This is a genomic window from Flavobacterium sp. (assembly GCF_013823965.1).
Taxonomy (GTDB): Bacteria; Bacteroidota; Bacteroidia; order Flavobacteriales; family Flavobacteriaceae; genus Flavobacterium.
Window position 1 is genome coordinate 1 of record NZ_PNNA01000086.1, and the last position, 8953, is coordinate 8953.

The 8953-nt window shown below is 37.2% G+C and carries 9 protein-coding genes and 1 pseudogene; 5 read left to right on the plus strand and 5 right to left on the minus strand.

Translation table 11 applies throughout. The features are described 5' to 3' along the window. Positions 1-143: 143 nt before the first annotated feature. Entirely contained in the window at positions 144-482 is a 339-nt protein-coding gene (locus C0430_RS09820) for an HU family DNA-binding protein (protein ID WP_290869029.1), read from the minus strand. Between the two features lie 85 nt (positions 483-567). Between C0430_RS09820 and mutY the strand changes: the two genes are divergently transcribed. From mutY to C0430_RS09845, 5 genes are all read left to right on the plus strand, one after another. Continuing rightward, entirely contained in the window at positions 568-1602 is a 1035-nt protein-coding gene (gene mutY, locus C0430_RS09825) for an A/G-specific adenine glycosylase (protein WP_290869013.1), read from the plus strand. Positions 1603-1652: 50 nt separating this feature from the next. Further along, positions 1653-2105 carry a single-stranded DNA-binding protein gene (locus C0430_RS09830; protein ID WP_290869015.1) on the plus strand — a complete coding sequence of 151 codons (453 nt, stop codon included), beginning with the start codon at positions 1653-1655 and terminating at the stop codon, positions 2103-2105. 11 nt (positions 2106-2116) lie between these two features. Then, positions 2117-3412: a gliding motility-associated protein GldE gene (locus C0430_RS09835; RefSeq protein WP_290869017.1), complete on the plus strand. Its 1296-nt coding sequence runs from the start codon at positions 2117-2119 to the stop codon at positions 3410-3412. Between the two features lie 7 nt (positions 3413-3419). Beyond that, on the plus strand, positions 3420-3983 hold the full coding sequence (gene gldD / locus C0430_RS09840) for a gliding motility lipoprotein GldD (RefSeq protein WP_290869019.1): 564 nt from the start codon (positions 3420-3422) through the stop codon (positions 3981-3983). A gap of 116 nt (positions 3984-4099) precedes the next feature. Further along, positions 4100-6247: a M3 family metallopeptidase gene (locus tag C0430_RS09845; RefSeq protein ID WP_290869021.1), complete on the plus strand. Its 2148-nt coding sequence runs from the start codon at positions 4100-4102 to the stop codon at positions 6245-6247. 75 nt (positions 6248-6322) lie between these two features. Here C0430_RS09845 and C0430_RS09850 read toward each other — a convergent pair whose 3' ends face one another. From C0430_RS09850 to C0430_RS09865, 4 genes and pseudogenes are all read right to left on the minus strand, one after another. Next, the gene (locus C0430_RS09850) at positions 6323-6685 is read right to left on the minus strand and encodes a nuclear transport factor 2 family protein (protein ID WP_290869023.1); all 363 of its coding nucleotides are present in this window, start codon (positions 6683-6685) and stop codon (positions 6323-6325) included. A gap of 69 nt (positions 6686-6754) precedes the next feature. Then, positions 6755-7663: a pseudouridine synthase gene (locus C0430_RS09855; protein WP_290869025.1), complete on the minus strand. Its 909-nt coding sequence runs from the start codon at positions 7661-7663 to the stop codon at positions 6755-6757. 119 nt (positions 7664-7782) lie between these two features. After that, a complete protein-coding gene (locus tag C0430_RS09860; protein WP_290869027.1) occupies positions 7783-8703 on the minus strand; it encodes a geranylgeranylglycerol-phosphate geranylgeranyltransferase in 921 nt (306 codons plus the stop codon). A gap of 1 nt (position 8704) precedes the next feature. Next, positions 8705-8953, minus strand: a pseudogene (locus C0430_RS09865) (mevalonate kinase); the annotation flags it as partial.

Consider the following 8953-nt stretch of genomic DNA (forward strand, 5'->3'; position numbering starts at 1 on the left):
AAAAAAGTAGTTATAAACTACTTTTTCTTTTTGTGACGGTTAGCTCTCGCTCTTTTTTTACGTTTGTGAGTTGCTACCTTATGTCTCTTTCTTTTTTTACCACTTGGCATAATAGTTGGTGATTTTGTGATTAATAAATTTTGTTATTTTGCTTCGTTATTAACTTTTACTCCTTCTACAAATACTTTTGCAGGTTTAAATGCTGGAATATTGTGAGCAGGAATTTTGATTGTGGTGTTTTTAGAAATATTTCTTCCAGTTTTTTCAGCTCTTGTTTTCACAATAAAGCTTCCAAATCCTCTTAAATAAACGTTGTCTCCAACTTCTAATGAGCTTTTTACTTCAGTCATAAAGGTCTCCACTGTTGCTTGAACATCTCCTTTTTCAAGACCTAATTTTTCTGCAATTTTTGCAACGATATCTGCTTTAGTCATTTTCTTGCGTAATTTATAATAGTATACTAATTTTTTGAGATTGCAAATATATGAATTAAAAAAACAATTATTCAAGCTAATTCATTAAAATTTAATGAGATAAACTTTTACTTTTGTTGCTCAAAATTTAAACATGGATTTTTATAACTCATTAATGCAGTGGTATTTGCAGAACAAGCGGGATTTGCCTTGGCGTAAAACGGTAGATCCGTACAAGATTTGGCTCTCCGAAATAATGCTCCAACAGACGCGAGTAGCGCAAGGAACTCCTTATTTTTTGTCTTTTGTGAGTGCTTTTCCAACTGTTTTTGATTTGGCCAATGCCGATGAAGAACAAGTTTTGAAACTTTGGCAAGGTTTGGGCTATTATTCACGTGCCCGAAATTTGCACAAAACCGCTCAATATGTGGCTAATGAACTCTCGGGGAAATTCCCCAACAATTATAATGACTTATTAAAATTAAAAGGTGTTGGCGAATACACGGCAGCTGCAATCGCTTCCTTTTCATACAATGAAGCGGTTCCTGTTGTCGACGGAAATGTTTTCCGGGTTTTGTCGCGCTACTTTAATATAGATACTGATATTGCTGTGGCTTCCGCCAAAAAAGAATTCTCGGCCTTGGCTTTCGAATTGATGCCAAAAGAGAATCCGGCTTTGTTCAACCAAGCGATTATGGAGTTTGGAGCTTTACAATGTGTTCCCAAAAGTCCGAATTGCAGCGTTTGCATTTTCAACACGAGTTGCGCCGCTTTGCAGAAAAAGAAAGTAGATCAATTGCCCGTGAAGTCGAAGAAGTTGAAAGTCAGGAATCGATTCTTCAATTATTTGGTAGTTTCCGATGAGAATGAAAACACGATAATACAAAAACGGACCGCAAAAGGAATTTGGCACAATCTCTACGAATTTCCTTTAATAGAAACGGATGCGCCAGAAGATTTTGATTTTATTGCGGCCAACGTTCAAGAGGAATTTTTCGAAAACAACACTGTAATAAGTATTGAAGATTGTAATGATAAAAGTATAATACATAAATTATCACACCAACATTTGCACATCAAGTTTTGGAAAATAAAGGTTGATGGAACGATTGAAAATGGGGTGGACGCAGCAACTTTGAAAACATTTCCCTTTCCGATAGTGATTTTTAATTTTATCGAAATGAATTAAATATTTTCTAAAACATGTATCTTTGGAATTGATACCTATACCAATATATAATGAACGGAACGTTAAATAAAGTTATGCTGATTGGCTATCTCGGAGAAGATGTCAAGATGCATTATTTTGATGGAGGCAATTGCATAGGGAGATTTCAGTTGGCAACAAATGAAGTTTATATCAATAAAACTACCAACGAAAAAATAACTACCACCGAGTGGCACAATCTAGTTGTGCGTAATAAAGCGGCCGAACTTTGCGAAAAATACTTGTCAAAAGGAGATAAAATATATGTTGAAGGTCGAATAAAATCACGTCAGTGGCAGGCCGAAGACGGTTCTACAAAATTCACCACCGAAATTCAAGTTACCGAGTTTACTTTTTTGTCAACCAAAAAAGGAAATGAGGACAACAAACCAATTCAAAGTCCCGGAATTGTAAAAAACACTAACTTTGACGCGGAAAACAACGGTTTACCAGAAAACGATTTGCCCTCACAATTGTCTAACTAATCTATTTTAATTTGGACCCAGAGCCCAGTTTACTTTTTGCTTACACTTTAGATACTAATTTGGTATTTGGTTTTGTCGCAATTTTTGCGTTGTTGTTTTGTTCTGCAATGGTTTCCGGTGCCGAAGTGGCGCTGTTTTCCTTGTCGCAAAAAGACATAGACGACACTTTGCAAGAAAACCCGTCCAAAGGGAAAATCATTTCGAAACTACTCGAAAAACCCAAAAAACTGCTGGCCACACTTCTTGTAGCCAACAACTTTATCAATATTGGCGTGGTAATCTTGTTTTTATTTATTGGAAAAAATTTATTTTTAGCAGTCACTTCTCCCTTTTTAAAATTCAGTATAAAAGTTATTGTTGTTACTTTTTTAATCTTGCTGTTCGGTGAGGTTTTGCCAAAAGTGTATGCCAGCAGAAACAACGTCAAGTTTGCCAAATGGGTTGCTTATCCCGTTGCGGTGCTTGATAAATTGCTTTCGCCAATAAGTTTGCCCATGCGAAAAGTGACCATCTACTTGCATAACAAATTAGGGAAACCAAAGACCAATTTCTCGGTAGATCAACTATCGCAAGCATTGGAATTGACTGATTCCGACGAAAGTTCAACCGAAGAACAAAAAATATTGGAAGGAATCGTGACTTTTGGAAACACGGATGCCAAGCAGGTAATGAGTCCCAGAATGGATATTTTTGCATTGGAAATCGAAGAATCTTTTGCAACCATTTATTCAAAAATAGTCGAAAAAGGCTTTTCCCGAATTCCGGTGTATCGAGACAATATTGACCAGATAGAAGGCGTTTTGTTCGTGAAAGATTTGCTTCGGCATATTGACAAAGAAGAATTTGACTGGAAAACATTGATACGTGAGCCGTTTTTCATTCCCGAAAATAAAAAAATAGACAATTTGCTCAAGGATTTTCAAAACATGAAAAGCCATTTGGCCATTGTGGTGGATGAATATGGAGGAACATCGGGAATTGTTTCATTGGAAGATATTATCGAAGAAATTGTGGGCGACATCAGCGATGAATTCGACGGAGATAACTCCAATTTTTCTAAAATTGATGACAAGAATTATGTTTTTGAGGGAAAAACCAACCTCAAGGATTTTTACAGAATTATTGATGTCAACGAAGAATTATTTGAAACAGCAAAAGGCGAGGCCGAAACACTGGCGGGATTTATCCTGGAAGTTTTAGGGAATTTCCCCAAAAAAGACCAAAAAATTGTCTTTGAAAACTGCACGTTCACCATTGAAGTTGTCGACAAAAAACGTGTAAAACAAATAAAAGTCACCATTGAATAAATACAAAATGCCAAAAAAACACCTTGCTATTTTCGCGCTTTTGACCGTGCTATTTTCTGTTTTTAGCTGTAAAGACGAAGTTTTGCCCAAACCGTCAGGCTATTTGCGATTGGATTATCCCGAGGCGAAATACGTGAATTTTGAAAATCAATGTCCATTTACTTTCGAAATGAATTCAGAAGCAGTTATCAAAGGCGAGAAGAATTGCGGATTCACCATTTCGTACCCAAAAATGAAAGCCACCATTTATTTGACTTACAAACCGGTCAACAAGGATATTAATTTATTGTTGCGAGATGCCCAAAAATTGACCTTCGAACACGTGATAAAAGCCGATGACATATTGGAACAACCGTATTTGAATCCTTCCAAAAAAGTGTATGGAATGTTTTATCAAGTGGATGGAAATGCCGCTACAAATTCCCAGTTTTACGTGACGGACAGCATCAAACATTTTGTGACGGGTTCTGTTTATTTCTATGCAAAGCCCAATTTCGATTCCGTTATGCCTGCCGCAAGTTACATCAAAAACGATATGCAGCGTTTGATGGAAACTTTGAAGTGGAAATAAAAGAAAGTCAAACGTATTTAAGTTTTTTAAATGTTTTTGATTTGTTAATCTAACAGATGACGGGTCTATTGTTAAATATTTTTTTTAGATTTACGACTAAAACTAATTTAACTCAAATGAGAAATAAATCCCTTTTCATTTTGTTGGTCATCGGTAATCTGCTAACAATTGAAGCGCAAGAAAAAAAAGAGAATACAACCATGAATCCATTCTTTCAGGCTTACGACACGCCTTATAATGTGCCGCCTTTCGACAAGATAAAAAACGAACATTTTAAACCCGCTATTTTAGAAGGAATTAAAAAGCACGAAGAAGAAATCAACGCGATTGCAAATGCTTCTGCCGCGCCCACTTTTGACAACACCATTCTTGCCATGGAAAATGCCGGCGAATTATTGTCGAATGTCAATGTGGTTTTTTCGAATTTAAATTCGGCAAATACCAACAAGGAAATTCAGAATATAGCCAAAGAAACGGCACCAAATTTATCGGCTCATCGGGATAATATTTACCTGAACGAGAAATTATTTGCAAGGGTAAAAGCGCTTTGGGACAAAAAAGAAACCTTGGGTTTGAATTTGGAACAAGCAAAAATTTTGGACAATTCCTATAAAGACTTCGTTCGTAGTGGCGCTAATTTGTCTGATTCGGATAAAGCAATATTGAGAAAAATCAATGGAGAGCTTTCGCTTACCAGTTTGAAATACGGCCAGAATATTTTGGCTGAAACCAATAAATACGAATTGGTCATCGAATCCAAAAAAGATTTGGCAGGTTTGCCACAAGGATTGATAGATGCCGCCGCGGCTGATGCCAAAGCAAAAGGCAAAGAAGGAAAATGGGTTTTCACGCTTTCTAATTCAAGTGTGATGCCGTTTTTGCAATACAGCTCCAACCGGGAATTGCGAAAACAAATTTGGAATGCCTATCAAACTAGGGGAAACCACGACGATGAGTTCGACAACAAGAAATACGCAGTGGAATTAGCTAATCTTCGTGGCCAAAAAGCACGATTGTTAGGCTACAAATCCCATGCAAATTATGTGCTTGAAGAATCGATGGCCAAAACCCCGGAAAATGTAAACAAGCTTTTGAATGATTTGTGGAAACCGGCATTGGAAATAGCCAAAACGGAAGCTTCGGATATTCAAAAAATGATGGTTAAGGATGGAATTAAAGGTGCTGTCCAACCTTATGACTGGAGATATTACACTGAAAAAATCAGAAAAGAACGTTTCGATTTAGACGAGGAAGAGTTAAAACCTTATTTCAGTTTAGAGAATGTTAGAAAGGGCGTTTTTCAAGTCACCGAAAAATTATACGGCATACAATTCAAGGAGTTGAACAATGTTCCAAAATACCATCAAGAAGCTTCCGTTTGGGAAGTGACAGAAGCCAATGGAACTCTTGTGGGGGTTATTTATATGGACTTTCATCCAAGAGATTCAAAACGCGGCGGAGCTTGGATGACTTCCTACAGAACCCAAAAAACGGTTGACGGAAAACGATTGGCGCCCGTGATTTCGATAGTTTGTAATTTCACGAAACCATCGGGAGATACTCCAGCTCTTTTAACTTTTGACGAAGTGTCGACTTTCTTTCACGAATTTGGACATGCTTTGCACGGATTGTTGTCGAATGTGACTTACAGAAGTTTAGCAGGAACAAGTGTTCCAAGAGATTTCGTGGAATTGCCTTCGCAAATTATGGAAAACTGGGCTGCTGAACCTGAAGTTTTAAAAATGTATGCAAAACATTACAAAACAGGCGAAGTCATCCCGGAAGCTTTGGTAAATAAATTGAAAAAAGCGGGAACTTTCGATCAAGGTTTCGCCACAACAGAATACCTTGCCGCTTCTTTGTTGGATTTGGCATACCATTCGCAAACCAAAGATATTACGACAGATGCCAACACTTTCGAGAAAGCTGCGATGACAAAGATTGGTTTAATTGAGTCAATCATCCCAAGATACAGAAGCACGTATTTCAGTCACATTTTCTCTGGTGGATATTCATCAGGATATTACAGCTATATCTGGTCTGGAGTTTTGGACACGGATGCTTTTGAAGCTTTTAAAACCACTACATTATTCAATCCCGAAAAAGCAAAATCATTCCGTGAGAATGTTTTGGAGAAAGGCGGAACCGAAGATCCGATGGTTTTGTACAAACGTTTCCGTGGCGCAGAACCAAGTATTGAGCCGTTGTTGAGAAAACGCGGATTAGACAAAAAAGAAGAGCCGCTTAAAAAAGTGAGAGGATAATAGACTTAGCTTTTAAATAAAAAACCTGCAACATTAGAATAGTGTTGCAGGTTTTTTGTTTTTATCAAGAAATTGTTATCCGTGATAGACTCGAGAGAAAACTATTTTTTCCTCCTTTATTTCCAAGACTTCGGCGACTAGCATATCGCTTTCGCCTTGAACGGTTCTTACATATTCCATAAAAACGCGATGCTCGTTTGCCGTGAGCGAAGTTACTTTGTAATGCAAGGTAGGCAACTGTTCGAAGGCTTCTTGCCACCAATCGTGCAAAGATTTTCGACCTTTTACCAATCCATTGGTTTCTGGTTTTTTGATTTTTAGTTTTGGACTGAAATGTTCCGCATCATCATCATACAATGATAAAAGTTGGTCTAAATTATGGTTGTTGAAAGCGTCAAACCATTTGTGGGCAATTGATAAATTCTTTGTTGAGGTCATTTTTGTTTTTTAAAAGAAAAATTCCCGCTTGAAAAGGAGCGGGAATTTTAATTAATGGATTTCAAAAACTTATACGTTTTTCAAATTGATAATTTCTTGTTCGGTAAGCAATCTCCAGTTTCCACGAGGTAGATTTTTCTTGGTCAAACCTGCAAAAGCAACTCGGTCAATTCTCAAAACATCATAATTAAAATGTTCGAAAATAGAACGAACTACCTTAACATTGGCCGATCTTAATTTCAAACCAATTTCGCTTTTGGCTTCTCCTTCTATGTAACTTACGTCTTCCACAAAAACGCGGTGTCCATCAAGAACCAAGCCTTTTTGTATTTTTTCCAAGTCCTCGAATTTCAGGTTTTTGTCCAAAGAAACTTGGTAGATTTTGGATGATTTGTTGGTTGGCAAAGTAAACTTGCGAATCATGTCGGTGTCGTTCGTGAACAACAATAAACCAGTGGTGTTTTTGTCCATTCTTCCCACAGCGCCAATTTTGGCAGTTGTTGAACCTTTTACCAATTCCAAAACATTGCGGTATTCCTGACCTTCGTCAAGTGCCGTCGTGAAGTTTTTGGGTTTGTTCAACAAGATGTACACTTTTTTCTCCGGTGTCAAAACTGCACCATCAAAATTTACGACATCGCCTGGTTTTACCATATAACCCATTTCGGTTACCGGAATTCCGTTTACTTTTACGTTGCCGGATTGGATGTAAATATCGGCATCACGACGCGAACACACTCCAGAATTGGAAATGTATTTGTTCAAACGAATTTCGTCTTTAACTTTAGGTCTTTTTGGTGCCTGATTCGGTTTTTTGGCTTTTTTCGCTGCTTCTTCTTCGGCTATTTTGGTTGCTGGCTTTACTTTTTTAGGTCCTTGTGCCCTTTTTGGCATCGCAGGTTTTGGCTTGTTTGAGCTTGGTCGAGAGCTGTTTGCCCTGCCACCGCTTTTATTGTTATTGCCTTCCTTGTTATTCATAATATACTGTAATTTGGTGCAAAGATAGTTTTTTATTGCTTAATAGTTGATTGTTTTTGGATTAGGGTTTGGCCCTATAAAAAGATTGAAACGGATTACAGGAAATACCGCCTAAAAAATTAAATGGTTTGCAAGAGTTTCTTTCCGTGCCACAACACGCTTGGATTGATAAGAATAATACTGAAAACTCCTGCCACGATTATAAATTTCAAGACATTGTGAAGCAATACATATTGTTCTTTGGTGTTGGATTTCCACAAACGAAGTAGAAAAAAAATCAAAATAATGAGGCAGGAATAAAAATAGATGTCCATGTAGCCCACATCGAATATTTCGATTAAAACATACACCGGAATTATGGTGGAAATTGTCAAAAAGGTTATTGTTTTCTTCGAAATTTCTTCGCCATAAATAATGGGAATGGTTTTGTAATCGTTGGCCAAATCGCCTTTGATGTTTTCCAAATCTTTAATCATTTCCCGAATCAGGAGCAATAAAAACAAGAAAGCGGCGTGACCAAAGATGACTTCATACAGGTTTTTGTAATACAAAAGAATCGCGAAAAATGGTAAAATGGCCAAGACTGCCGCAGTCAGATTTCCAATTATTGGGTATTTTTTGATTCGATGCGAATAGTACCAAATCAAGAAAATATAAACTGAAAAATACAAAAACGCCCGCCAAGAAACAAAAATTGCCAAAAACACAACGATAAAATTCAAACTAAAATAGACATATAGTTTTGTTTTCTGGCTGACCAATCGGTCGAGCATGGATTTGTTGGGTCGATTGATTAAATCTTTCTTGCTGTCGTAAAAATTATTGATGATATAACCCGATGCAATCGTCAAAGACGAGGCAAAAACGATGATAAATAAATCGAAATCGAGCAGGATGGACAAGGCTCTTTTTTCGGGCGCAAGTATAAATATCGCCGAGAGATATTGGGCCAAAACGATTATCGGAATGTTGTAACCCCTGACCACGGAGAACAAACTGACAAATTTCATCACTAAAAGTTTGTTCTTTCTGCTCAGCATTTTAGAATTGATAAACGACTTCCAGTTTATAGTCTTTTAAAGAAATTCTTGCTTTTTCCAGATCTTTGGTGAAACCTAGGATGTAACCGCCACCACCGGAACCGCAAAGTTTTAGGTAATAATCGTTAGTGTCAATTCCTTTTTGCCAAATACCGTGAAATTGTTCCGGAATCATGGGTTTGAAGTTGTTCAAAACGACTTTTGATAATTTTTTGGTATTGGCAAACAAAGATTTCATGTCGCCACCAAG

Excerpts from the sequence above, each read along its gene's own strand:
- mutY (WP_290869013.1), top strand. The coding sequence starts at position 568 with ATGGATTTTTATAACTCATTAATGCAGTGGTATTTGCAGAACAAGCGG.
- C0430_RS09830 (WP_290869015.1), top strand. The coding sequence starts at position 1,653 with ATGAACGGAACGTTAAATAAAGTTATGCTGATTGGCTATCTCGGAGAA.
- gldD (WP_290869019.1), top strand. The coding sequence starts at position 3,420 with ATGCCAAAAAAACACCTTGCTATTTTCGCGCTTTTGACCGTGCTATTT.
- C0430_RS09845 (WP_290869021.1), top strand. The coding sequence starts at position 4,100 with ATGAGAAATAAATCCCTTTTCATTTTGTTGGTCATCGGTAATCTGCTA.
- C0430_RS09850 (WP_290869023.1), bottom strand. The coding sequence starts at position 6,685 with ATGACCTCAACAAAGAATTTATCAATTGCCCACAAATGGTTTGACGCT.
- C0430_RS09855 (WP_290869025.1), bottom strand. The coding sequence starts at position 7,663 with ATGAATAACAAGGAAGGCAATAACAATAAAAGCGGTGGCAGGGCAAAC.
- C0430_RS09860 (WP_290869027.1), bottom strand. The coding sequence starts at position 8,703 with ATGCTGAGCAGAAAGAACAAACTTTTAGTGATGAAATTTGTCAGTTTG.